The sequence below is a fragment of the Caballeronia sp. LZ034LL genome (assembly GCF_031451215.1).
Lineage (GTDB): Bacteria > Pseudomonadota > Gammaproteobacteria > Burkholderiales > Burkholderiaceae > Caballeronia.
This window is the reverse complement of sequence record NZ_JARUXR010000004.1, coordinates 1,217,486-1,241,556: the sequence shown is the minus strand read 5'-3', so window position 1 is coordinate 1,241,556 and position 24,071 is coordinate 1,217,486. Positions and strand designations below refer to the sequence as shown.

Genomic DNA, 24,071 nt, shown 5'->3' with positions numbered 1-24,071 from the left:
GGCGAACGCGTGCTCGCCATAAAGCGGCTTGCCGAATCAGCAACTCTTATGTTTTGAAGCAGTTGCGCTAATTCGATGCTGCACTGCCCACTGTCTCGGCTTCCGACGCGTGGGTATCGAAGAGATGGGCGGGCATGCCGGGCAGGGCTGCATGGAGTCCTGGCGCGATGATGTCGTGCGTCACGGCGATGGACTCGCGCGACACGGCTTCGGCCATCGCGGACCATTCGGAGCGCCGCGTGAGGATGTAAAAGTCGCGGTGCCCGATGCGCGTGAGCGGCAGCGGCACGACCGTCACGTCCGGCAGATGCGCGCGCGATTGCCACAGGCACAGCGGCGAAGTGATCGCGCAACCGAAGCCGGACGCGACGAGGCTGAGCAGCGGATCGGTGTCGTCGAACTCGTAGCGGTTCGGCGCGTGGAAGTTCATGTGCTTGACGAGCCGCTCCACCTGTTGCCCGATCAGCGAGCGCCCGGTGTAGCGCAACAGCGGCAGTTCACGCACGACGTCGTGGAAGTTGCGCGGCGTTCGGTCCGCGCAGAAGGCCTTCGGCGCGACGGCGACAAAGGTCTCCGAAAACAGCGGACGCAATTCGACACGGCGCGGATCGAGTGTCGCTTCCGTGCAGATGGCGAGATCGAGTTCCCGGTTGGCGAGTTGTTCGCTCAGGATCGGCGTGAGACCGGACCACATCGAAAGCGTCTTCATGCGTTCCGACAACCGCTGCACGATGAACGGCCCGACACTGGCGGCGAACGAATCCACGCAGCCGATACGCAGGCTCGACACACCTTCGCTCGTCGCCGTCCGCACGTTGTGCGAGACCGCCTGCGCGTGTTCGAGCAGCCCGCCTGCCTGCTCGAACAGGATGCGGCCCGCCGCGTTGGGCCGCACCGGCCGGAACTCGCGGTCGAACAGCGCGACGCCTTGTTCGCGCTCCAGCGCAGCGATCAGCTGGCTGACCGCGCTCTGCGTGACGCCGAGCACGCGGGCGGCTTCGGTCATCGAGCGCGTCTCGCATACCGCGACGAACGCCTGCAACGCGCGCAGGTCCACCCCGACGAATGTATTTCGCATGTCTTCCTCCTGCGCGCCATAATAGCGGCCACAAGCATCGAACACGGCGTCTTCGCGGGTGCGCTTGCTGCTCAGCGAAGGCTTGCATCGTCAACCCCACGTCGCGCGCCTTGGTCACTCACTCTTCTTCATCCGCCGCCGTGCCGCCGCGCCGGTTCGTGTTCCTGCTGGCCGAAGGCCTCTCGATGATGAGCCTCTCGTCCGCCATCGAGCCCTTGCGCTCGGCCAACCGCCTTGCTGGAGAAACGCTCTACGGCTGGACGCTCGCGAGCCTCGATGGCGAGCCGATCGAGTCATCGAATGGCATTGCGCTCGCGGCGCGCCGCTTCGACGACGTCTACAAGGAAGCCGACTACGTTTTCATCTGCGGCGGCCTGCGTCTCGCGCCCGCGCAGGAACCCGCCTTCGTCGCGGCGCTGAAGCGCGCGGCGCGCACGGGCGCGGTGATCGGCTCGCTGTCGACGGCAACCTGGCTGCTCGCGCTCGCGGGCCTGCTCGACGGCTATCACTGCACCATCCACTGGGAGAACCTGCCGGCCTTTACGGAAGCCTTTCCCGATCTGCTGTGCAGCAGCCGGCTGTTCGACATCGACCGCGACCGGATGACGTGCTCGGGCGGCATCGCGGCGATGGACATGATGCTGCAGCTCATCAAGACGCAGCATGGCAGTGATCTGGCGGTGCGCGTCGCCAACCAGTTCCACCATGAACGCATGCGCGACACCGCCGACAACCAGCGCGGCTGGCGCGACCAGAATCACGCGAGCCTGCCGCGCGGCATTCGCCGGGCCATCGAGATGATGCGCGCAAACGTGGAGACGCCGGTGCAGATCAACGATATCGGCTCGGCGATCGGCATGACGTCGCGGCAGATGGAGCGCCTGTTCCTGCGGCATCTGAACGCGACGCCCGCGCGCTATTACGTGCAGCTACGGCTGGAGCGCGCGCACGACATGCTGACGTATTCGAGCGTGCCCGTAGCCGATGTGGCGGTGGCGACGGGCTTTGCGTCGCCGTCGCATCTGGCGCGCTGGGTGCGTCGGGCGTATGGCATCAGCCCGACGGAGTTGCGCGCGGCGCAGCCGAGGTCCTGAGCTTTTACGCCGCCTCCAGCACCGGCGCCGCAGCGCGCAACGGCAAGGGCAGCCAGCCCTGCAATTCGCGCCAGTTGGGCTCCAGTTCGGCAAAGCGCGCGAGCGAAAGCGACGACAGATCCGCGAACCCGCAATGCCCGTCCACGACGAGATCGCGGATCGCGTGCCCGCTCGCCGGCGACAGGCCGAAGCCCACGCTCGACAAGGTCGCGACCGTCACGTTGCCCTGCGCCGCCGGCCGATCGATCACGGGACGGCCATCCGGCGTGTTCTCGATATAGCCCGCCCAGCTGCGGATGACCTTCGCATGCGCGGCCTTCGGCAGCAGCGCCGCGAGCCGGGCCGCGATGCTGCATTGAAGCGGCGTCGAATGCGGGCGGACCTTGGGAACGTCGTCGAGCGCGAGCCATTCGTGCGGTCCGCCGCCATACGCGAGATTGCCGCGCAGCGTCTGCCGTCCATACAGTCCGTTGCCGTCGATACCGCCCAGCGGCATCAGCGGCAGCGGCTCGGTGACGATCATCTCCGCGCGCGCGGCCGCCAGTGGCACATCGATGCCGAGCTGTGCTGCCAGCACGCCGGTATGCGGTCCGGCCGCGATCACCAGATGATCGCAGGCAAACTCGCCTGCGGGCGTCTGCACCGCGGAGACGCGTCCGCCTTGCGAGACGAAACCCGTCACCGGCGTGTGTTGCAGGATGCGACCGCCGTGATCCTCCATGGCCCACGCATAAGCCTGCAACGTGCGATGCGGATTCGCATGGCCGCCGAAGTGATAGAAGTAACCGGCATGCACGTTGTCGCCCGCAAGCGGCACGAGTTCGCGCACCTGCTTCGCGTCGAGGACGTCGGAGCGCAGTCCGTGATGCTCGCCGTTCTCCAGCGCGCGACGGTAGAGGATGAACTGCTGCTCGTCGAGCGCGATGCGGATGCGTTCGCGGCAGAACTCGGTCGGATAGCCGAGCAGTTCGTCCATCATCGGCCAGAGGCGCTGCTCTTCCATGAAGAGCGGGCTGTGATGATGCGAACAACCGCCGCCGTTGCGTCCCGACGCGCCCCAGCCCAGCATGCCTGCTTCGAGCACCAGCACGTCGATGCCTTCGCGCGCGAGCCACCATCCCGCCGACAATCCCGTCACCCCGCCGCCGACGATGACGACCGATGCGCCCTTGACCGTGCTGCTGTCCGTGGTCTTGCCTGCTGCCGATGTGTTCATGCCTGCGTGCCTCGATTGCGATTGGGAGTTGCCTCTGGATGCGATGGAGTCGACGTGTTATTCGCTCGCCACTGCTTCGCCGACCTGGCGCGTGCCCGCGCGATAGAGCGGCTCGACGCGCCAGAACGGCACCCATTGCGAGGCCATGCCGAACCAGCTGTCCCAATGCGCGGCGGTCGATGAGGCTTCGGCGACTTCGGCCAGTTGGCGCAGCGCGAGCGGACGCACCGGCGCGCGGAAGGTGGCGAGCGGAATCTGCGGCAGTGCGCAGCCCGATCCGATGGCCAGCAGCGCCGCCACCTGTTCGCGGCAGCGGCGGCCCTGACACGGACCCATGCAGGCGCGTGTCAGGCGCTTGACCGCATCGGGATTCGGCGGGCCGCTCTGCGCCAGCCCGGCGACGCCGCGTGTGTCGTGCGCGGCATCGGCGGGATGCCAGTCGAGATAGCGCGGCGGACGCACGTCGAGAATCTCGCGCGCGGTCACTTCCTCGCACTGGCACACGAACGGTTCGCCCGCCGCGCCGACGACGCTCGCCCGAACCCATGCCACGCGTGCCTGCGCGATGTCGTATGCGGGCGTGTCGGGTTGAGTCGGTGGCGATGCGGAGGTTTCGTCCCGGGAAGCGCCCAGCGCTTCGAGTGCCGCGCGCGCCGCGCGCCGGCCTTCTTCCCGCGCGATCGCTTCATCGCGGCTCTTGCTTGGCCACACGCCGGCGCAGTCGCCGGCTGCATGAATGAACGGCAGCGACGTGCGTTGCATCGCATCGACGCTCACGACATGACCGCTGCGCGCGGCGTCGAACGTCGTTGCACAGCCGGCTGCTTCGGGCAGTTCGATCGCGGGCAAAGCGGCGATGCCGAGCAACACCGTGTCACACTCGAACGCGGTCGATGCGCCCGTATCCAGCGACGCCGCTTCGACCGAGGTCACGCCGTACGCGTCGCCGTGGGCGTGCCGCACCGCGTGACGCACGAGCAGCCGCGCGCCGCCTGCTTCGAGTTGCGAGGCGAGCGCCGGATCGCCGAGAATCGTCTCCGCCTGCTCGATCACCGCGACGATGCGCACCCCGCGCGCCATCAGTTCGACGGCCACGTTCAGCGCATCCGTATCGCTGCCGACGAGCACCGCGCGGCGCGCATCGAGTGCGCCGTAGAGCACCGCGAGCCGCCATGCGGCGCTTGCACCCATCACGCCGGGCCGCTGCCAGCCGTCGAAGGCGAGGCCCATGTCACGCCGTCCGGACGCGACGATCACCTGTTTGAAACTGATCAGCCACGCATGCGACGCATCGGCGAGACCGGCGGCGTGCGTGTCCATCCATGCACGCGCCGGGCCGTGCGGAAAGAGCCCCCAGACCGCTGTGCCGAGCCTGACGTCGACGCCGGCATCGAGTGCGTCGCCGAGTTCGGGACGCGCCTCCAGCATCGCTTCGAGCATCGCGTTGGCATTGCCCGCCGTCGCGCCCATGCGGCCGCCGAAGTGCAGCGGCACGTCCTCGCCCATGGTTTCCAGCGGCACTGGATTTTCATCGACGAGCGTCACGCCGATGCCGCGTCCCGCCGCTTCGAGCGCGGCCGCAATGCCGGCAGGACCCGCGCCGACGATGAGCAGATCGGTCGCTTCGCCGACCGGCGGCGCCTTGCCCGCGACGCTGGCGGGATCATGGAACGGCGTGTGCATGGCTTCGTTTTCCACTGTGTCGGTTCGATGGTTCAGGAGGTGACGGCCTGGTCGTCGCAGGCGCGTGCATCGGCTTCTTCGATGGCGGGCGGCGCGTTCAGCACGAGCTCGCACAAGCGGGCGGCACTCGCATCGGGTTCGGCGAGTGCATCGACGGCGGCTTCGAGTTCGCTCGCGAAACGTGCGCCGAAACGCGCGCCCGTCAGGCTGCGGTATTTGTCGCGTTCAACGCCGGGCGGCAGCGGGCGCGCAGGGTCGCCGCCGGCCTGCATCGGACCGGAGTCGAGGCGGCGTCCGTCGCGCAATTCGACGCTCACGCGCGCCCAGCGCTCGGCGGGAAAGGCCGCGTTGAAGTCCGCGTGTTCGCGCGTGATGAGACGCGGCAGCAGCGCGCGCACGGCGGATTCGGCGAGACCGGCATCGCCGATGGTGTCCGCATCCACGCGTCCATGCAGCAGCGCGGCGGCCACCGGGAACAGCACGCCGTATTGCGCTTCCTCGGTCGTGCGCGGCGCGTCGGACCACAGGCGCGCAGCTTGATGGAAAGTCTCGATCTCCACGCGCACGATGTCCGCCGCATCGAAACCGGCTTGCGCGCGCACCGCGAGCGCCGCCGCAATCGAAGCGTGCGCCCAGCGGCACACCGGATACGGCTTCACATACTGTTCGAGGATCAGCCAGCGTTCGCCGAGATCGGCCCAGACGGCGGGCGCATCGCGTTCGACGGTCGTGGCCGGCGCGCCCGTGAAGCCGCGCGACGCGAGCCACGCCGCGCTGATGCCCGCGAGCGCGCCCCAGCACGAGCCGTCCTTCAGCATGGTCGGATGGTCGATACAGCGCATCATGTCCGAGCGCGGTCCGTGATACTCGGCGATGCCGAGCGCATGACGCGTCGTTGGCAGGTCGAAGCCGAGCGCGCGGCTCGCGATGGCCGCCGCCGCAAGCGCATTCCACGCGCCCGACGTGTGATATTCGCGGCTCGTCGCGTGCAGCGCGATGCCCGCGCGCGTGCCGAGCTCATAGCCGAGCACCGTCTGCACGATGAACTCGCGGCCGCTCATGCCGGGCGCGCGTTCGGTCATCGCGAGCAGTGCGGGCAGCACCGTGACGCCCGCGTGGCCCTTGGTGAGGGCGTGGCCGTCGTGGCCATCGAAACTGTCGATGGTCGCCGCGCCCGCGAAGGCCGCGCCCGCCGCGCTGGCAATGCGCCCGTCGAACAGCATGCGTGCCGGACTGCGGCCGGCGGCAAAACAGTCGAGCGCATGTTCGCGCGCAATCGACGACATCCGCGTGCTCGTGCCCGCCGCCGCGATGCCGAAGAGATCGAGCAGGCGGCGCTGTGCGTCACGGACCACCGTCTCCGGCAGCATGTCGAAACGCAACGCGTGCGTGAAGCGGCTGGCGTCGTCTTGCAGGGGTGCGGCGGTGCGTGTCATCTGAGGGCGATCTCGATGTCGGTGGAAGGGCTGCTCGAGCACGCGAGAATCCAGCCTTGCGATTCCTCGGCGGCGGACAATCCGCCCGCGTGCTGCATCGAGACTTCGCCGGACACGCGGCGGACCTTGCAGGTGCCGCACATGCCGCTCGCGCAGCCGCAGGGAATCACCACTTGCTGACGCGTCGCCGCGACGAGCAGCGTTTCGCCCGCGCGCACGTCGAAGCGCTTGTCGCCGAAGGTGGCGCGATGGATGACGCCGGGCGTGTCATCGGGCGTCGGTGTGGCCGGATCGACCGGTGCCGGTCCGAAATGCTCGATATGAAACGCCGCGCGCCGCGCGCCTTCAGCTGCATGAATCTGCCGGATGCCCTGCATGAAGCCCGTCGGGCCGCAGCAGTACACCGTGCGGCGGCCGAAGTCCGGCGTCATCGCCCAGAGCGTGCCGCGCGTCATGCGTCCGCGTAGTCCGAACCAGCCCGGCTCCGGCGCACTGAGCCAGACGCTGATCCGCAGGTTCGGCATGCGCGTTTGCAGCGCGGCGAGTTCGGCGGCGAAGAGGATGTCGTCGGCGTGACGCGCGCTGTGCAGCCAGGCGACGTCCGCATCCGGCCGGCTGTGTGCGAGGGTGCGCAGCATCGACATCAGCGGCGAGGCGCCCGATCCCGCCGACACCAGCGCAAGCGGCTCCGGATTCGCCACGTCGAGCGTGAAGCGGCCGAGCGGATAACGTGCCTCGATGTGCAGGCCCGGCACGCAGTGTTCGTGCAGCCAGCGCGTCACGACGCCGTCGCGCTGCGCCTTGATGGTCAGTTCGATCACGCCGCGCCCGAGCGGCGACGACGCAATCGAGAAGGTCCGGTCATGCCGCACGCCGTCGATATCGAGCGTCAGCAACACGGCTTGCCCGGGCGCATAGCGGCGCGCGCCGTCGGCATGGTGATCGCGCAGGAAAAAGGTCCGCACGCCCGGCGCTTCATCACGCACCCCGATGCATTCGAGCGTGCGCGCGGCGGCTTCATCGAAGGCATTCACGGTGTCGGGGTCGATCAGCACGTCAGCCATTCGACACCTTCAGTTCAATCGAACGATGCGGGTGCGAGCCGTCCAGATACGCCGCCAGCTTGTTCGCGTACCAGTGGGTGAAGTTGCGCAGCATGAATTCGGATGGCGCATACGGTCCCGGCGTGTAGCCGATCGAGCCGACGCCCAGCTGATTGTTGGCCGCCAGCCGCGCGTCCTGCGTGTTGGTGGCGTTCCACACGGAGGTCAGCGTATCGACGTCGTAATCGACGCCTTCCACCGCGTCTTCATGCACGAGCCAGGTCGTGCGCAGCATCGTGCGCGACGCCGACAGCGGCAGGATCCGGAAGTGGATGATGTGATCGGCGAGGAAGTGATTCCAGTTGTTCGGCACGCGGAACATGCGTACCGAGCCGAGGTCGGGCTCGGTGAGATCGCCGAGCAGCTTGCCGCAGGCAGGCGCGCCATCCGGCGTGAACGACACCGCGCCGCGATGAAACGGCAGGCGGATGCAGCGGAACTCGTCGCCGCCATCGGCCGGCAGATGCGGCAGGCCATGACGTTCCCACTTGGCCGCCTGCGTGTCCATCAGCAAACGGAAGTCGCGCGAGCCGGCGGGATCGTCGGGCAGCGCGAATTCAACCAGCGTCGCGAGCAGTTCGGGATGATTGCCCGCGCAGTGATAGCACTCGCGATTGTTCTCGATGACGAGCTTCCAGTTTGCGTCCTCGATCATCGTCGAGACGGCGGCCACCTTGGTGCGCCACGGCTGATGCGGCGCGATGTAAGGCGTCACCGCTTCGCGAAAGCGCGTGAGGTCCGGCGGCGTATCGGCGAGGCAGATATAGACCATCCCGCACACGATCCCGACATGCACCGGACGCAGTCCGTACGCTTCGCGCTCGAAGTCCGCGGGCATCTGCCGCGCATGCAGCAGCGAACCGTCGAGTTCGTAGACCCACTGGTGATAGGCGCAGGTGAGGCGGTGCGCATGGCCCTTTTCGTCGAGACAGATGCGCGAGCCGCGATGTCGGCAGGTATTGAAGAAGGCGCGAATCTCGCCGTCCCGGTCGCGCAGGACGATGACCGAGGTCGCGCCGATTTCGAGTGTCAGGTAATCGCCCGGTTCTCGCAGTTCGCAGCTGTTGCAGGCGAAGAGCCATTCGTTGTTGAAGACGGCGTCGATATCGAGTTGATGAAACGCGTCGTCGGTGTAGAAAGGCTGCGGCAGCGAGAAGTTGTCACGGCGTTGCGCGAGGGCGTCGCGCACGCGTGTCGGGTCGATCATCGTCGTGTTCTCCGTGCGAACGATCAGTTAGACCGATTGTCTGCCGCTGATTTGGCGCATGCCGACAGCCACACGACCTACCCGATCACGAAACCGACACGATGTCGTTTTCATCGTTTCCGGAAGCGTGGCGGGACAGAGCCGTGTCGATGGCGCGGGCATCGCGGACCGTCGGCAAGTCGAAGCGCGCGTTGCGCACCGCGCCGTAGTCGAGGTCGGCCACGACGAGTTCCTCGTGCGCCGTCTCGCTCTGCGCGAGGATCTCGCCGCGCGGGCCGACGATGCGCGAGCCGCCCCAGAAGTGCAGCGCGCCTTCGCGTCCGACGCGATTGGCGAACACGATCGGCAGGCCATAGACGAGTGCATGGGCGCGCAATACGGTGTCCCAGCCGCGCGGGTTGTCGAACTCGGTGCCCACCGCTTCCACCGCCGAACTCACCGGCGCGGCGCACAGCGTAGCGCCGTCGCGCGCCAGCCGATGCATCAGCGCGGGACTCCACAGGTCTGCGCAGATCGGCGTCGCGACACGCCAGCGCGGATCGTCCGGCAGCGCGAATTGATCGAGGCGCTCGCCGTGTCCGTAGTACTTGCCGTCGTCGAGCTTGCCGTAGGTCGCGAGCGCAATCTTGCGATGCACCTGCACCACGCGTCCCGCATGCAGCGTCGCGACGCTGTTGTAGAACAGCGCGCCCGGCGCTTCCTCGATGAACCCGACCACCGCCGATAGCTCCGCGCAACCGCGCGCGAGTTCGAGCAAGGCTGCGTCATCGCGGGTGAGGGCAAGCTTCAGCGCGTGCTCGCCGGCGCCGTGTCCGGCCAGCGACAGTTCTGGAAACACCAGCAGCCGCACGCCGCGTTCCGTCGCCTGTTCGATCACCCGCCGATGCACGGCGAGGTTCGCCGCGAGATCGCCGGGAATCGTCTCGATCTGCGCGGCCGCGACGCGCAAGGCTGGCTGCGCCCGCATGGATCAGAGCAGGCCGGCGGACTTGAGGAACGCGCCGGAGACATCGCTGAGCGACTTCTTCTGCACGTCGACTTCGGCGTTGAGACGGGCCATGGTCGCGTCGTCGAGCTTGGCGGACAGCGCGTTCAGGATGCCCGCGAGGTTCGGATTGGCGTCGAGCGTCGCCTTGCGCACCACCGGCGTCAGCGCATAGGCGGGGAAGAAGTTCTTGTCGTCACGCAGCACGATGAAGTTGAACGCGGGTACGCGTCCATCAGTCGTGAAGACCAGCGCGGTATCGACCTGACGATCCTTCAGCGCCTGATACGTGAGACCCGAATCCATCCGCTTGATCTGCGCCGGGCCGAAGTGGAAGCCATATTCCTTCTCCAGCGGACGCAGGCCGTCGGGGCGCGCGTAGAACTCGGAGTTGCACGCGAACGTGAGTTCCTTGCCGCTGTTCAGCACCTTCGCGAGATCGCTCAACGTGGCAATGCCGAGCTTCTGCGCGACATCGCGGTTCATCGCGAGGCCATAGGTGTCGTTCGCCTTCGACGGGTCCAGCCACACGAGGCCCTTCTGCGCATCGAGTTCCTTTACGCGCGCGTAGGTCTGCTGCGGATCGAGCTTGTCGGTGACCTTGTTGTAGGTGATGAGCGACGTGCCGGTGTATTCCCAGTACACGTCCACCTGACCGTTCTCCTGCGCCTGACGCAGCACCGTGCTGCCCATGCCGTCCTTCTTCACGACGTCGAAGCCCTTGGCCTTCAGCAGTTCCGTGGTCATCTCCGCGAGCAGGACCTGCTCGGTGAAGTTCTTCCCGCCGACCGTGATGGTCGATGCGGCCTGCACCGCCTGGCTCGCGCCCAGCGCACTCAATGCGAGCGTGAACAGGGATGCGCCGAGCAGGCGTGACCACGACATGCGTGACAACAGCGGCTTGAACATGGGCTTCGGTTCCGGGAGAAGGATCAACGTTGAGGACTGACGCCGCGCGGCACGAGCCAGTGCTGCAGCTGCGCGACGAACAGGTCGGTGGCGACCGCCAGGAGGGCGGTCGGGATGGCGCCGGCAAGCAACATCGTGAAGTCGTTCAGGTCGATGCCGGTGAAGATGAGTTCGCCCAGTCCGCCGCCGCCGACGAGAAACGCCAGCGGCGCGGTGCCGACCGTGATCGCCAGCGCGGTGCGCACGCCGGCGAGAATCACGAACATCGCGTTGGGCAGTTCGACCTTGCGCAGGATCATCCACTGCGTCATGCCGATGCCGTTGGCCGCCTCGATCAGCGCGGGCGGCACGGCGCGGATGCCTTCGTAGGTGTTCATCGCGATGGGCAGCAGCGTGGCCAGCCACAGCGCGAGAATCGCGGGCTTCGCACCGATGCCGAGCACGCTCATGGCGAGCGCAAGGATCGCGAGCTTCGGCACGGCCTGGCCGGCGTTCAGCGTGAACATGACGAAATGCGCCGCGCGGCCGTTCTCCGGACGGCTCAGCCAGATGCCGGCGGGCACGGCGACGAGAATGGCCGCGACGCCCGCGATCAGCACCATCAGCATCTGCTGGCCGGCCTGATAGACGATGTCCGCGCGATACTGACCGATCGATGCCAGCCAGTTGTCCGCATGCGCCGACGCGCTGACGCATGCCACCGCCAGAGCACACGCGAGGCGAGCGCCGCGCGGCTTCATCGCACGGCTCCGGCGACGAGCGCGATATCGTCCGCACGCGGCGCGGCGGCGACCTGCGGCGACGCTTCGCCCGAAACGCATGCCGCGCGCGCCATCAAGGCGATGCGTTCGTGCGTCACATAGCCGATGAAACCGCCCTCGGCATCCACGGCCGGCAGCCACGTGACGCCGTGCGCGAGCAGCATCGACATGACGGAGCGCAGGTCGTCCGTCGCGCGTACCACGGCGGGCAGCGGGCGGACTCGGGCGGCGTCCAGCGTCGCGCCTGCTGCGGCGAGTTCCAGCGGTCCGACATGGCCTACGGGCTGATTCTGCGCATCGAGCACGACCAGCGTGTCGGCCAGATGATCGCGCAGGAGCGTACGTGCATCGGCGCTGGCGAAACCCAGCCGTGCGACGCGTGCCGGTTCCATTGCGGCGTCGGCGGCGCGCATCAAACGCAGGCGCTTCAGCGCCCGGTCCGTGCCGACAAAATCCGCGACGAACGCACTCGCCGGACGCGCCAGCAATTCGTCGGGACTGGCCATCTGCTCGATCTTGCCGTCGCGAAAGATGGCTACCTTGTCGCCCATCTTCATGGCCTCGTCGATGTCGTGGCTCACGAACATCACGGTCTTGCGCAGGCTCTTCTGGATATGCCGGAACTCGTCCTGGATCGACGTGCGGTTGATCGGATCGATCGCGCCGAAGGGTTCATCCATCAGCATGACAGGCGGATCGGCGGCGAGCGCCCGGGCCACGCCGACGCGCTGCTGCTGCCCGCCCGACAAATCGCGCGGATAGCACGGCATGAAGGTGGCCGGATCGAGCGAGACCATTGCCAGCAGCTGTTCCGTGCGCTCGCGGATGCGCGTCTTGTTCCAGCCGAGCATCTCCGGCACGAGCGCGATGTTGTCCGCCACCGTCATGTTCGGAAACAGCCCCACCTGCTGAATTGCATAGCCGATGCGCCGCCGCAGTTCGACGATATCGAAGCCCGCCGTATCCACGCCGCCGATCAGGATGCGGCCCGAGGTCGGCTGCACGAGCCGGTTGACCATCTTGAGCGTCGTGGTCTTGCCGCAGCCGGACGGTCCGAGCAGCACGCACAGTTCGCCCTCCTCGACCGTCATCGAGATGTCGTCGACGACCGCCTTGTCGCCGCGCGCAGCGAAGCGCTTGGTCAGGTTTCGAAGCTCGATCATCGTCCCTCCGCCGGAGTGGCAGGCGTGTGTGCAAGAGGCGCCGCGAGCGGCGGCCGGGCCGTGGCGCGGCGCCACAGGAAGCGCGCCCGGCGAGGCCGCATGCCTTCCGGCGTCAGCCGCCATTGCAGCGCGGCCAGGCCGAGATCGGCGAGGATGGCAAGCAGCGCGACGATCAGCGCGCCCGCCACCAGCTGCCGCGGGTCCGACTGCGAGATGCCGCGACTGATGAGCCGCCCGAGTCCGCCCGCGCCGATATACGTCGCAATCGCCGCGATGCCGATGTTCATCACCACCGCCATGCGCACGCCGGCCATGATGATCGGCACGGCAATCGGCATTTCGACGCGCCGCAGCCGCTGCCACGAAGTCATGCCCATGCCTTGCGCGGCTTCGCGCAGTGCGGGATCGAGATTGCGGATGGCCGCGTAGGTGTTGCGCAGGATGGGCAACTGCGAATAGAGGAACAGCGCGATGGCCGCCGGCAGGAAGCCGATGCCCTGGCCGATCAGCGACAGCACCGGGATCAGCAGGCCGAACAGCGCAATGGACGGAATCGTCATCAGCATCGCGGCGGTATAGAGCACGACGCGCGCGAGCCGTTCGTTGAGCGTGATGACGATGCCGAGCGTGACGCCCGTCACGATCGCGCAGCCGACGCCGGCCAGCACGATCAGCACGTGATCGACCAGCATATGGCCGATCGATGCCGCATTACTCCAGATGAAAACCAGCGTATCCAATGCGGCCTCCGTGCACCCGATGCGGGTGTGGATCGAATGTAACGGGCCAATAACAGGTGAACCAACACAAACTCGACATCAACTGTCACCAAACCGACCGGGCCTGTGCGGGTGCATCAAAGCCTGGACTCTGTTTTAAAGTGCGCGTGGCGGTTCTGTAGAAGGCAAACTGATGATGGGTGCCGCGCGGGCGGCCGTTCTTCTTGCGGAGACTTGATGAGACGTACCCCAGCCCCGATCGATTTGCGCGCGTTGCAGGCGTTCGTCGCCGTCTGCGAGACCGGCTCGATGACGGCCGCCGCCCGCCGCCTCGGCCTGAGCCAGAGCGCGGTGAGCCAGTCGATTGCCGCACTGGAGCGCGAACAGGGCGCCGATCTTTTCGATCGCGACAGCCGGCCGCCGCGTCCGAATCGCGCCGGGCGCGCGCTGCTCGAACTCGCAGGCCCGCTGTTGGAACATGCGCAGACGGTGAGCGCGCGGATCGGCGCCGAATCGCTGGCGGGGACGTTGCCTTTGCGGCTCGGTTGCGTCGATTCCTTCGCGGCGACGGTCGGCCCCGAGCTGATCCGCGCGATGTCCGGTCCGGCGCGACAGATCACCCTGTGGTCGGGCCTGACGCCCGGGCTGGCGGCGCAGATGCACGCGCGCGAAGTGGACGTCGTCGTCTGCACGCAGACGGCGTTGACCGATGCGCGCATCGTCGAAGTGCCGTTGTTTTCGGAGGCGTTCGTCGCGGTGGTGTCGCGGCGCTGGCTGGAGGAACGCGCGGCCGGGCGCGCGCAAGGCAGCACGCCGGACTGGCGCACGCTGGCGGACGAACTGCCGCTGATCCGCTATACGGCGCGTTCGGTGATTGGCCAGCAGGTGGATCGCTTTGCGCGGCATCTGGGTATCGAGAGCCCGCGCCGCTACGAATTCGACGCCACCGATCCGCTATTGAGCCTCGTCAGCGCGAAGCTCGGCTTCGCCATCTCGACGCCGCTGTGCCTGTGGCAGGCACGGCATTATCTCGACGAGATCGCCGTGTTGCCGCTGCCCGAAGGACGGCTCGCGCGGCGCGAGTTCTTCGTGCTGCATCGGCAGGGAGAGTGGGATGGTTTCGTCGACGAGACCGTGACGCTCACGCGCCGCGTGCTCGAGCATCTTATTCGCCCGGCGCTCGTGCGCGCCGTGCCGACGCTGCCGGACGACGCGTTGCGTTGAGTTGAGTTGAGTTGAGTGCAGTGCGCGTGTTGCTGATGCCGTCAGCCGCGCGTGTCGATCCAGTCGCGCGCCCAGCGGCGCGAATACTCGATCGCATCGGATTCCTGGGTAAAGTAATCCAGCGAGAAAAAGCGATACGTGGATTCGTCCGAATCCGTTTCGGGACGTTCCAGCATGACATTCGCGGAAAACGTTTTGTCGTGCAGGCGATGCGTAAAGGCGTGTACCGCATAACCGCGGTATTGATTGAGTTGTGTCATTTTAATTTTAAGAGAGAGTGTTTCCGGCGCAACCAGAGAACACGAGGCGATGCGCGTCTTTAACGCGATCGAAAGATGGCGGCAACCAGGGCCAGGCCGAAGGAGTGTCGCGGAGCCGCGAAGGTGAACCGGAGGAAGCCGGAAGCCTTGTCTTGGAGGCTCCCGGCGTGCCGCGAATTAACAGCGGCAAATCTGCAGCGGCAAATTTACAGCGGCTTGATGTTCGAAGCCTGCATGCCCTTCGGGCCGCGCTTCGTTTCGAAGCTTACCTTCTGGCCTTCTGCCAGGGTCTTGAAACCGTCAGCGCGAATTTCCGAGAAATGCGCGAAAAGGTCATCGCCGCCTGCGTCCGGCGTGATGAAACCGAAACCCTTGGTGTCGTTGAACCACTTGACAATACCGGTGTCCATGAAAATCCTGAATTGAAATACAACAAAAAAAGAAAGTGCTCGAATGAGCGGACGAAGCAGCAAGGAGGGGAATGGACAACGAATACCGCAAGAGATAAACGGACTATTGATGAACAGCAATCGACTTCTTGTACTCCAGCCATGGATGCTACCAAATCCTTAGTGAATTGGTCAACAATTTTCGAACGAAATTCGAACGAAAGTTCGTCGGCCTTGCCGGGCGAAGCACGCTTCTTGCGCGATGTCCTTGCGGGAGGGCAAGCCGTTCGTGTGAGACGGTGAGCCCTGCCATGTCGATCATCATCGAATTCAAGCTCAAGGCTCATGACTCCGCGCCGATAACCATGGGCGATGTGACGCCCGACAACGTCACGCGCTTTTTGCTTTCGCTACCGTAAGGCGGTGTCGCCCAGGTGAGACTATGTCCGGTTTGCCCAACACAATTCAGGAGCCCGCGGATGGCGTGACGATCTGCGTCGCTGTCTTCGCGCGAGATGCGCACGGTGCTTTTGTCATCAACGCTTGCAATGACGCGTTCCTCGCGATGGCGGGCGTAGCGCACGCAGAGCCGCTTTCATTTCCCTTCCTGTTCGATACGCTGATTCCGGATCACGGATGGTCCGCGTTGCGCGAGAAGCTGAAGGCAGGTTTTACGTCGGGCGAGAAGCAGGAACTCGAGCATCCCGCAACGCGCAGCGCGAATAAACCGCTATGGCGCCTCACGCTCAAGCCGCTCGGCGGCGCGGACGCCAAGGAGATCCTGCTGACGGGCTTCGTCAATCCGCCGGAGCGCGATCTGACCCACGCACTCGAAGTCAGCGACTCGCGGTTTCGCGCGGTCGTGGATTCGGCCTATGACGCGATCGTCACGATCGACGAGCAGCACAACATCACGCTGTTCAATCGCGCGGCGGAAAACCTGTTCGGCTACCGTTCGGACGAAGTGCTCGGCCGGCGCATCGAGACGCTCCTGCCCGAACGCTTCCGCGCGAACCACTCGCGCAATGTCAGGCAGTTCGCCGACTCCGACAAGATGAACCTGCGTTCGATCACGCCGCCGCGCATGGACGAAAGCAACAGCGTGTACGGACGGCATCGCGACGGACGGATCATTCCGGTGGAGATCGCGATCTCCAAGATCAAGGTGGATGGCGTGATCGAATTCACGGCGGTCATCCGCGACATCACCGAGCGCGCGCAGCTGATGGAACTGCTCAGGAAGCAGGCCGCGACCGATGCCCTGACCGGTTTGCCGAACCGTCGCGAGTTCCTGGATTTCGTCGAGAAGGTGCTGGGCACGGATCAGGTGCTGTCGGTGTTCATCCTCGACATCGATTACTTCAAGAAGATCAACGACAGTCACGGCCACGATATCGGCGACGAAGTGCTGTGCGTGCTGGCGCAGGTCGGCATGTCGATTCCGCATGCGTCGAAGCTGTTCGCGCGCTGGGGCGGCGAGGAGTTCGTCGCGGCGCTGCCGGGCGCGGATGCACGGCTTGCTTGTGAGATCGCCGACGCACTGCGCCGGTGCTTCGAGCAGCAGGACTTCGAGCACGCGTGGCGCGTGAAGCCGATTCCGTTCACGGTGAGCATCGGCGTGGTGACGCGCGAGCCGGGCGAGTCCGACGTCGATGCGTTGATGCGGCGCGCCGACCGCGCGCTGTATCAGGCGAAGGAGCGCGGGCGCAACCGCGTCGAGGTGGGATAGCGAGGCGTACGGCTTACGGCAACAGGCACCAGATCGCGATGAAGGGTTCGCGGCCTGAGCGCATTGCATGGCGGCTGCCCGGGAGGTTATGGATGCCGCCGCCGATGCCCGGATTGAACCAGTCGCCGTCGCGCTGACGAAACTCGCCGGCGCTCAACAGCACATAGGCTTCTTCCGGCGGATGCGAGTGATCCGGATAGCGGACCTCGGGCGCCATCACGGAGAAGCCGAGCCGCACGTCATGACGGCTTTCGGCGCCGCCCGTTCCGCAGATCATGCCGTGTACGTGACCTTCGATGTAATTCTCGCTGCCGTTCTCACCCGAATACCGGCGCGACCAGCCCAGCGAGGGTTCCAGCGCCTTGAGCGCGCGCGCGGCGGCGCCGAGATCCGTATCCTCGCCGATGCGCGGTGCGACGGCGGCATCGAACCACGCGCAGGCGGGGAAGCGGTCCGCATGCCGCGTGCCGTCGTCGGACGGCGTGCGCAATTTTTCAAACACCTTCGACGCAACCACGCGTCCGCCTTCGGGAAGCTGCGTGGACTGGAACAGGCGTTCCGCGATGGCAAGGAAGGTCGATACGGCTTCAGGTCGTTTCGTCATGATGTGCCCTCGCGCTATATGTGCATACGTGCTATAGCCAGTCGGTTTCGAAGGGGCAGGCCGTGAGCGGCTCGCAGCCATGCTCGGTGAGGACGACCTGTTGTTCGAGCTTGACGCCCTGCGTGCCGCCCTCGGCGCCGATATAGCTCTCGACGCACACCGTCATGCCCGGTTCGAAACGGCCATCATAGCCGGCGCTGTCCCAATCGACCTGATGGGCGATCGACGGATATTCATCCACCATGCCGATGCCGTGCGCCAGACAGCAATAGCGGTTCTTGATGAAGCGCTCGGGAATGCGCCACGCCTTCTCGGAGAACTCGCGAAACGTCATGCCGGGCTTCAGCAGATCCATGTTGGTGTGGACTTGCGCATAGGCCTGTTCGTAGAGCGCGCGCTGTTCGCCGGACGGGCGTCCGTCGCCGACCAGCCACGTACGCGAGATATCCGAGCAATAGCCGTGCGGGCCGACCATGTCGGTATCGAAGGCGAGGAGATCGCCGTTTTGCAGCACGCGCGCCGAGCATTCGTGCATCCACGGATTGGTGCGTTCGCCGGAAGCGAGCAGCCGCGTTTCGATCCACTCGCCGCCGTGACGGATGTTCTCGAAATGCAGATGCGCCCACAGTTCGTTTTCGGTGATGCCCGGCCGAAGCGCTTCCCGCATGCGCTGGATGCCTTGCTCGGCGGTGCGCAGGGATGCGCCGATCAGCATGAGTTCGCCCGGCGACTTGATGAGGCGCGCGCTTTCCATGAGAAGCTGGCCGTCGGATAGCGCGATGCCGTGTTGTTCGAGATAAACGGTGCCGAAGGGATCGAGCCGATCGACGGCAAGCCGCGTCTCGCCTGGCGCATGGGTGCGAAGCACATCGACGATCTCCGCGCCCCAGGTCTCGGCACGGCGTTCGGCTTCGTGACCGGCATTGAAGAAGGTCCAGCTGGTGGCGCCGCGCCATTCGACGTCGAGATCGATGCCGTCCCACACATGTTCGCTGCTGTGGAATTCCCACGCGACGATGCGGCCGTCCGCGAGGATCATCACGTAGCGCGCCGGATTGCGGCCGCACCACACCTGCATGTTGGAGGTATCCGTCGCGTAACGGATGTTCACCGGGTCATACAGCAGCAGTGCGGGCACTGCGTGTTCGCGCATCTGCTCCAGCACGCGCGCGAACCGGTAGGCCCGCACGTCGCGCAAGTTTGCATCGACCGCCATGCTGTTCCCCCTCGTGATTCAGAGTTCGAGCGTCAGGTCGGAGGTCGGCCGGCTGCAGCACAGCAGCCGAAAGCCCTTCTGGATCTCGCGCTCGCGAATGCCGCCGTTGTGCTCCATGTCGACCGTGCCGTCCAGCAATTTCGTCTTGCAGGTGCCACATACGCCCTGGCTGCACGACGACGGGATCGCCACGCCCGCCTTGCGCGCCGCCGCCAGCACCGTTTCGGACGGGTTCATCGTGAAACTCTTCGACGAGCGGGACAGCTTCACCGTGAAGCTTTCCTGTGCAATCGACGGCGCATCGTCCGCCGGCTCCGGCGCGACCCCCGCGCCGAGGTCGAAGCTTTCCTGGTGAGAGCGCGCCGGGTCGTGCCCGCCTTCGCGCAGCAGGTCGCGCACGGCGCTCATATAGCCGGCGGGACCGCAGGTGAAGACTTCGCGCTCGGCGTAGTCGGGCGCCCACTCGGACAGCAAGCGCAGACTCAGCCGGCCGATGGCGCCGCTCCAGTCCGCTTCGTCGCCGCTGCCCTCGCACACGAAGAACGTCCGCAGGCGCGGCGACAGGGCGGCGAGGCGCCGCAGTTCGTCACGGAAGACGATGTCGGCCGGGGTTCGCGCGCTGTGGATGAAGATCACGTCGCGGTCGAGTCCGAGATCGAGGGCGGCGCGGGTCATCGACATCAAGGGCGTCACGCCGGACCCGGCGGACAGGTAAAGCGACTTCGGAGACGCGGCGGCGGTGGCCGTGAAGCTTCCGGACGGCCCGTAGGCGCGCAACGCATGGCCCGGCTTCAGCGTGTCGTGCAGCCAGTTCGAGACGATCCCGCCCGGCACGCGCTTCACGGTGATCGACACGAGCCAGGGACGCGTCGGCGGCGAGGAAATCGTGTAGCAGCGCTCCACCGGCATTCCGGCGACGTTTGCCCGGATGGTCAGGAACTGGCCGGGTTCGAAGCGCACGGGCGCGCCGTCGCCGACGCGGAATTCGAAGCTCCTGACGTCGTGGGTCTCGTCGGTGACGCGGCAGCACGTCAGCGTGCGTTGCTCGCTGCTGGCCCACGGCTCGCCGCCGCGCTCCCAGGTGCCGGGACTCGAAAACACGCTGTCGGCGTCCGGGGCGGGGGCGAGGCTTCTCTCAGGCATGTTCATGGCGTCGGAACGGTCGGAGCGCCCTGTCTGGCGCGGGTTTGCGGGGCGGCGCGGGGCCGGGAGGAGGTTGGCATCGAGTATCGATTTGCGCCCGGACAGCGTCAATGCGCTTTAATTTCGCGCTGTCATTACCTGAGGTTATGCGTCTGGGTGACCGGCACAGGGCCGCTGCGCGCCGCTGTGGGATAATTCAGCCTTTGCTCAAAAGCGGCGCCCAAAAGGCATGCCGCAGGCCGTTCAGGCAAGGGCAAAGGGCCTTTATCCTCGTGGCCCGCTTTCATTTTCGCGACAATTCTCAAAGCCACCCACGATGCCCACTTACCGTTCCAAAACCTCCACCGCCGGCCGCAACATGGCGGGGGCGCGCTCGCTGTGGCGTGCCACCGGCATGAAAGACGAAGACTTCTCGAAGCCGATCATCGCGGTGGTCAATTCGTTCACCCAGTTCGTGCCCGGCCACGTGCACCTGAAGGACCTGGGACAGCTGGTCGCGCGCGAGATCGAGGCCGCGGGCGGCGTGGCCAAGGAATTCAACACCATCGCGGTGGATGACGGCATCGCCATGGGTCACGACGGCATGCTGTACTCGCTGCCGAGCCGCGAGATCATCGCGGATTCGGTGGAATACATGGTCAACGCGCATTGCGCCGACGCCATGGTGTGCATCTCCAATTGCGACAAGATCACCCCCGGCATGCTGATGGCCGCGATGCGCCTCAACATTCCGGTGATCTTCGTGTCCGGCGGTCCGATGGAAGCCGGCAAGACGCGCCTCGCGAATCCCGTCACGAAGGCCATGGAGTTCAAGAAGCTCGACCTCGTCGACGCGATGGTGATCGCCGCGGACCAGAAGTACTCGGACGCCGAAGTGGCCGAAGTGGAACGCTCCGCGTGCCCGACGTGCGGTTCGTGCTCGGGCATGTTCACCGCCAACTCGATGAACTGCCTGACCGAAGCGCTCGGCCTCTCGCTGCCGGGCAACGGCACCGTGGTCGCGACGCACGCCGACCGCGAACAGCTCTTCAAGCGCGCGGGACGCGAAATTGTGGGGCTGGCGCGGCGTTACTACGAAGAGGAAGAAACGCGTCTGCTGCCGCGCTCGGTGGGCTTCAAGGCGTTCGAGAACGCGATGACGCTCGATATCGCGATGGGCGGCTCGACCAACACCATCCTGCACTTGCTGGCGATTGCGCAGGAAGCCGAGATCGACTTCACGATGGCCGACATCGACCGTCTCTCGCGCACGGTACCGCAGTTGTGCAAGGTTGCGCCGAACACGAACAAGTATCACATCGAGGACGTGCATCGCGCGGGCGGCATCATGGCCATCCTGGGCGAACTGGAACGCGCGGGCAAGCTGCACACGGACGTGCCGACCGTGCATGCGCCCACGCTTGGCGATGCGCTCGCGCAGTGGGACATCAAGCGCACCGAAGACGAAGCCGTGAAGACCTTCTACATGGCGGGTCCGGCCGGCATTCCGACGCAGGTGGCGTTCAGCCAGAACACGCGCTGGCCGAGCCTCGACAGCGACCGCGCGGAAGGCTGCATCCGCTCGTACGAGCACGCGTTCTCGAAGGAAGGCGGGCTAGCGGTGCTGACGGGCAACATCGCGCTGGATGGCTGCGTGGTGAAGACCGCGGGCGTCGATGAAAGCATCCTGGTGTTCGAAGGCAGCGCGCACGTGACGGAATCGCAGGACGAAGCGGTCGAGAACATCCTGAACGACAAGGTCAAGGCGGGCGATATCGTGATCGTGCGCTACGAAGGTCCGAAGGGCGGCCCGGGCATGCAGGAAATGCTTTACCCGACGAGCTACATCAAGTCGAAGGGACTGGGCAAGTCCTGCGCGCTGCTGACGGATGGCCGCTTTTCGGGCGGCACGTCGGGGCTGTCGATCGGCCATTGCTCGCCGGAAGCGGCGGCGGGCGGCGCGATCGGCCTGGTGCGCAACGGCGACCGCATTCGCATCGACATTCCGAATCGTCGTATCGACGTGCTGCTCTCCGACGAGGAACTCGCGCAACGCCGCGAGGAGCAGAACGCGAAGGGCTGGAAGCCGGCGAAGCCGCGTCCGCGCAAGGTATCGGCGGCGCTGAAGGCGTATGCGAAGCTGGTGATGTCGGCGGACAAGGGCGCGGTGCGCGATCTGTCGCTGCTCGACGACTGATTGCCTCGCTCCGCGTTCAAGCGCGCAAGCCGCTCCCTCGGGAGCGGTTTTTTTTCGCCTGCTGCGGCGTGTGTCGAGGTACGGGGTTTGCTCGAAGCCTTGCGCGCTGACCGCACCCGGCGGACGGGCATATGAGCCGCATACATGAACGACCCACACGCCCACGAAGCACACAGCGCACGCAGCGCGCGAAAGCGCAAACCGCTCGACGACGAACTCGAAAGCGCCTTGCGTCGCGTCTTCGGCTTTCCGCACCTGCGGCCGGGCCAGGACGAGGTGATCCGCAGCGTGCTTGACGGCCACGACACGCTCGCCGTGATGCCCACCGGCGCGGGCAAGTCGCTGTGCTATCAGCTACCCGCGCTCCAGTTCGACGGCATGACGGTGATCGTGTCGCCGCTCATCTCGCTGATGCGCGACCAGGCGTCGAAGCTCGCCGAGGCTGGTATCGCGGCCGCCGTGCTCAACAGCACGCTGACGGCGGGCGAGGCGCGCGAGGTCATGGAAGCCGTCGCCGGGCATGCGGTGCGCATGCTCTTTGTCACGCCCGAGCGGCTCTCGAACGCCGACTTCACCGCCGAACTCGCCGCGCCCGGCATGCCGGCCATTGCGCTCGTCGTGATCGACGAAGCGCATTGCATCTCGCAGTGGGGTCACGACTTCCGCCCGGCCTATGTCGAACTCGTGCATGCCATCAAGGCGCTCGGCCGGCCGCCCGTGCTCGCGCTCACCGCGACGGCAACGCCCGCCGTCATCGAGGACATCGTGCGCGAACTGGCGATGCGGCACGCTCGCGTGATCCATACCGGCGTCTATCGCGACAACCTGCACTTCAGCGTCGAACAGCTGACCAATCCGGAAGACAAGCGGCGGCGCGCGATCGAATGCGTGCGCGACGCGCAGGGCAGCGGCATCGTCTATTGCGCGACCATCGCCGAATGTGAGGCGCTGCATGCCGCGCTCGTCGAAGCGGGTGTCGAGGCGGGGCGCTATCACGGCAAGCTGTCGTCGGCCGAGCGGTCGGAGTCGCAGGATGCGTTCATGGAGGACCGCGTGCGCGTGATGGTCGCGACCAACGCGTTCGGCATGGGGATCGACAAGCCCGACATCCGCTTCGTGATCCATGCGCAGATGCCGGGCAGCCTCGATGCCTACTATCAGGAAGCCGGCCGCGCCGGCCGCGATGAACAGCCCGCGCGCTGCACGCTGCTGTTCGAGATGAAGGACCGGCAAGTGCAGCAGTTCTTCATGAGCGGCCGCTATCCGAGCCGCGAGACCATCGCGCGCGTGGCGCTGAAGGTGCGAGAGTTCGCGCAGGAAAGCGGAAGCGGGACGCTGGAGAAACCGCTCGCGCGCTTGCGTGAAGCGCTGCCGGATATCGGCGCGAACAAGCTGCGGGTCGCGACGGCGCTGCTTGGCGATATCGGCATGACGCGGCGCACGCGGCGCGGCGGACTGAAACTAAGCGACGACCACTTCGACGAATCCCGGCTCGATGCCGCCGCCGAAGAGTATGCGGCGCGCTCGGAGCGCGATCGCGCCGTGCTCGAACGCATGATCGGCTATGCGCAGGGCGCGCAATGCCGCTGGCGCACGCTGCTCGACTACTTCGCGGAAGACATCGAGGCTACGCGAAAAGCAGAGCCGCGGCAGGCGAGCGAGATCCGCTATCGCAAGCCCGAGGACGAACTCGGCGGCGAGCGCTGCGGCACCTGCGACAACTGCCTGCATCCGCCGCAAGTGAGCGAAAGTCCGCGCGAACAGCGGGAACAGGAACGCGCGGAACAGAGCGAGTCGTCACGTCCGGAACCAGCGCGCTTCAAGGAGGGCGATCGCGTGCGCGTGCGTCGTTATGGCGAGGGCGTTGTCGAGATGATCAGCGGCGATCGCGTCGCGGTGCGCTTCGCGGACGACGCAGTGCGCACCTTTATCGGCGAGTATGTGAAGCGCGCACGCAAGGCGTCCTGACTCGCGGC

The 24,071-nt window shown here is 66.2% G+C and carries 21 protein-coding genes; 5 read left to right on the top strand and 16 right to left on the bottom strand.

Features of this window, described 5'->3' with window-relative positions; all coding sequences use genetic code 11:
* Positions 1-67 precede the first annotated feature (67 nt).
* The gene (locus QCE83_RS33135; RefSeq protein WP_309820899.1) at positions 68-1,078 is read right to left on the bottom strand and encodes a LysR family transcriptional regulator; all 1,011 of its coding nucleotides are present in this window, start codon (positions 1,076-1,078) and stop codon (positions 68-70) included.
* A 110-nt stretch (positions 1,079-1,188) separates the two neighbouring features.
* Between QCE83_RS33135 and QCE83_RS33130 the strand changes: the two genes are divergently transcribed.
* A complete protein-coding gene (locus QCE83_RS33130; RefSeq protein ID WP_309820897.1) occupies positions 1,189-2,172 on the top strand; it encodes a GlxA family transcriptional regulator in 984 nt (327 codons plus the stop codon).
* 4 nt (positions 2,173-2,176) lie between these two features.
* Here QCE83_RS33130 and QCE83_RS33125 read toward each other — a convergent pair whose 3' ends face one another.
* From QCE83_RS33125 to QCE83_RS33080, 10 genes are all read right to left on the bottom strand, one after another.
* Positions 2,177-3,388, bottom strand: coding sequence for an FAD-binding oxidoreductase (locus QCE83_RS33125; protein ID WP_309820895.1), 1,212 nt, complete (start codon positions 3,386-3,388; stop codon positions 2,177-2,179).
* A 57-nt stretch (positions 3,389-3,445) separates the two neighbouring features.
* Entirely contained in the window at positions 3,446-5,071 is a 1,626-nt protein-coding gene (locus tag QCE83_RS33120) for an FAD-dependent oxidoreductase (RefSeq protein ID WP_309820893.1), read from the bottom strand.
* Between the two features lie 32 nt (positions 5,072-5,103).
* Entirely contained in the window at positions 5,104-6,507 is a 1,404-nt protein-coding gene (locus QCE83_RS33115; RefSeq protein WP_309820891.1) for an MmgE/PrpD family protein, read from the bottom strand.
* Complete coding sequence (locus tag QCE83_RS33110; RefSeq protein WP_309820888.1) at positions 6,504-7,571, bottom strand: iron-sulfur cluster-binding domain-containing protein; 1,068 nt, start codon at positions 7,569-7,571, stop codon at positions 6,504-6,506. The genes QCE83_RS33115 and QCE83_RS33110 overlap by 4 nt, the downstream gene beginning before the upstream one ends.
* Complete coding sequence (locus QCE83_RS33105) at positions 7,564-8,817, bottom strand: aromatic ring-hydroxylating dioxygenase subunit alpha (RefSeq protein WP_309820886.1); 1,254 nt, start codon at positions 8,815-8,817, stop codon at positions 7,564-7,566. Before QCE83_RS33105 ends, QCE83_RS33110 begins: the two co-directional genes overlap by 8 nt.
* An 85-nt stretch (positions 8,818-8,902) precedes the next feature.
* Positions 8,903-9,784 (bottom strand): nitrilase-related carbon-nitrogen hydrolase, encoded by an 882-nt coding sequence (locus tag QCE83_RS33100; protein ID WP_309820884.1) that lies wholly within the window; start codon positions 9,782-9,784, stop codon positions 8,903-8,905.
* Positions 9,785-9,787: 3 nt separating this feature from the next.
* Entirely contained in the window at positions 9,788-10,711 is a 924-nt protein-coding gene (locus QCE83_RS33095; RefSeq protein WP_309820883.1) for a glycine betaine ABC transporter substrate-binding protein, read from the bottom strand.
* Positions 10,712-10,734: 23 nt separating this feature from the next.
* On the bottom strand, positions 10,735-11,451 hold the full coding sequence (locus QCE83_RS33090) for an ABC transporter permease (protein ID WP_309820881.1): 717 nt from the start codon (positions 11,449-11,451) through the stop codon (positions 10,735-10,737).
* The gene (locus QCE83_RS33085; RefSeq protein ID WP_309820880.1) at positions 11,448-12,635 is read right to left on the bottom strand and encodes an ABC transporter ATP-binding protein; all 1,188 of its coding nucleotides are present in this window, start codon (positions 12,633-12,635) and stop codon (positions 11,448-11,450) included. The genes QCE83_RS33090 and QCE83_RS33085 overlap by 4 nt, the downstream gene beginning before the upstream one ends.
* On the bottom strand, positions 12,632-13,375 hold the full coding sequence (locus tag QCE83_RS33080; protein WP_404986073.1) for an ABC transporter permease: 744 nt from the start codon (positions 13,373-13,375) through the stop codon (positions 12,632-12,634). The genes QCE83_RS33085 and QCE83_RS33080 overlap by 4 nt, the downstream gene beginning before the upstream one ends.
* Before the next feature lie 216 nt (positions 13,376-13,591).
* Between QCE83_RS33080 and QCE83_RS33075 the strand changes: the two genes are divergently transcribed.
* Positions 13,592-14,578, top strand: a complete 987-nt coding sequence (locus QCE83_RS33075) for a LysR family transcriptional regulator (protein WP_309820878.1) — start codon at positions 13,592-13,594, stop codon at positions 14,576-14,578.
* 41 nt (positions 14,579-14,619) lie between these two features.
* Here the strand turns inward: QCE83_RS33075 and QCE83_RS33070 are convergent, their stop codons facing one another.
* Both QCE83_RS33070 and QCE83_RS33065 read right to left on the bottom strand, forming a co-directional pair.
* Positions 14,620-14,754, bottom strand: a complete 135-nt coding sequence (locus QCE83_RS33070) for a hypothetical protein (RefSeq protein ID WP_309820877.1) — start codon at positions 14,752-14,754, stop codon at positions 14,620-14,622.
* Positions 14,755-15,044: 290 nt separating this feature from the next.
* Positions 15,045-15,248, bottom strand: a complete 204-nt coding sequence (locus QCE83_RS33065; protein WP_309821213.1) for a cold-shock protein — start codon at positions 15,246-15,248, stop codon at positions 15,045-15,047.
* Between the two features lie 421 nt (positions 15,249-15,669).
* Here QCE83_RS33065 and QCE83_RS33060 point away from each other — a divergent pair, with 421 nt between their 5' ends.
* Positions 15,670-16,956, top strand: coding sequence for a diguanylate cyclase (locus QCE83_RS33060; protein WP_309820875.1), 1,287 nt, complete (start codon positions 15,670-15,672; stop codon positions 16,954-16,956).
* Positions 16,957-16,969: 13 nt separating this feature from the next.
* On the opposite strand, the gene QCE83_RS33055 is transcribed toward QCE83_RS33060, so the two are convergent.
* Genes QCE83_RS33055 through QCE83_RS33045 form a run of 3 tightly spaced genes read right to left on the bottom strand, consistent with a single transcriptional unit; the run spans position 16,970 to position 19,925 of the window.
* Positions 16,970-17,560 (bottom strand): dimethylsulfoniopropionate lyase, encoded by a 591-nt coding sequence (locus tag QCE83_RS33055; RefSeq protein ID WP_309820873.1) that lies wholly within the window; start codon positions 17,558-17,560, stop codon positions 16,970-16,972.
* A 31-nt stretch (positions 17,561-17,591) separates the two neighbouring features.
* The gene (locus QCE83_RS33050) at positions 17,592-18,776 is read right to left on the bottom strand and encodes a Xaa-Pro peptidase family protein (RefSeq protein ID WP_309820871.1); all 1,185 of its coding nucleotides are present in this window, start codon (positions 18,774-18,776) and stop codon (positions 17,592-17,594) included.
* Positions 18,777-18,794: 18 nt separating this feature from the next.
* Entirely contained in the window at positions 18,795-19,925 is a 1,131-nt protein-coding gene (locus QCE83_RS33045) for a hybrid-cluster NAD(P)-dependent oxidoreductase (protein WP_309820869.1), read from the bottom strand.
* Positions 19,926-20,235: 310 nt separating this feature from the next.
* Between QCE83_RS33045 and ilvD the strand changes: the two genes are divergently transcribed.
* Both ilvD and QCE83_RS33035 read left to right on the top strand, forming a co-directional pair.
* Positions 20,236-22,095 (top strand): dihydroxy-acid dehydratase, encoded by a 1,860-nt coding sequence (gene ilvD / locus QCE83_RS33040; protein ID WP_309820868.1) that lies wholly within the window; start codon positions 20,236-20,238, stop codon positions 22,093-22,095.
* 144 nt (positions 22,096-22,239) lie between these two features.
* Positions 22,240-24,063, top strand: coding sequence for an ATP-dependent DNA helicase RecQ (locus tag QCE83_RS33035; RefSeq protein WP_309820865.1), 1,824 nt, complete (start codon positions 22,240-22,242; stop codon positions 24,061-24,063).
* The last annotated feature ends 8 nt before the right edge of the window (positions 24,064-24,071 follow it).